The sequence below is a fragment of the Staphylococcus sp. HMSC063F05 genome (assembly GCF_001837075.1).
GTDB lineage: Bacteria > Bacillota > Bacilli > Staphylococcales > Staphylococcaceae > Staphylococcus > Staphylococcus epidermidis.
The window spans coordinates 1-585 of sequence record NZ_KV831347.1 but is presented as its reverse complement, the minus strand read 5'-3'; the positions used below and the strand labels follow the sequence as shown (position 1 = coordinate 585).

Genomic DNA, 585 nt, shown 5'->3' with positions numbered 1-585 from the left:
TTGTACTGTTTGACTCACTCACACTCGTTGATGTGGATGCACTATCTGATGTGGATGTGCTTGTTGATTCTGAATCACTTGTGCTTACTGATTCACTTGATGACGTACTTGCACTGTCCGAGTCGCTCTCACTTGTTGATGCAGATGCACTGTCTGATGTCGATGTACTTGTTGAGTCTGAAACGCTTGTACTTGTTGAGCCACTTAATGACGTACTTGCGCTATTGGAGTCACTCACGCTCGTTGATGTTGATGCACTTGCTGACGTTGACGCGCTTGTTGAATCTGAAACGCTTGTGCTTACTGATTCACTTGATGACGTACTTGCACTGTCCGAGTCACTCACACTCGTTGATGTTGATGCACTGTCTGATGTCGATGTACTCGTTGAATCTGAAAGACTCGTACTTGTCGAGCCACTTAAGGATGTACTTGCTCTTTCCGAGTCGCTCTCACTTGTTGATGCAGATGCACTATCGGATGTTGATGTACTTGTTGAGTCTGAAACGCTTGTACTTAATGAGCCACTTAACGATGTGCTGGCACTGTTTGAGTCACTCACACTCGTTGATGTTGATGCACTGT

Annotated in this window: 1 protein-coding gene and 1 pseudogene; one reads left to right on the top strand and one right to left on the bottom strand. The window is 45.3% G+C overall.

Translation table 11 applies throughout. From position 1 onward, the window contains the following. Positions 1–238, bottom strand: a 238-nt coding sequence (locus HMPREF2576_RS12515) for a hypothetical protein (RefSeq protein WP_256313861.1), incomplete at its 3' end; no start/stop codon positions are given. Here HMPREF2576_RS12515 and HMPREF2576_RS12510 point away from each other — a divergent pair. Further along, positions 225–585: pseudogene (locus HMPREF2576_RS12510) on the top strand (hypothetical protein); the annotation flags it as partial. The gene HMPREF2576_RS12515 and the pseudogene HMPREF2576_RS12510 sit on opposite strands and share 14 nt — an antisense overlap.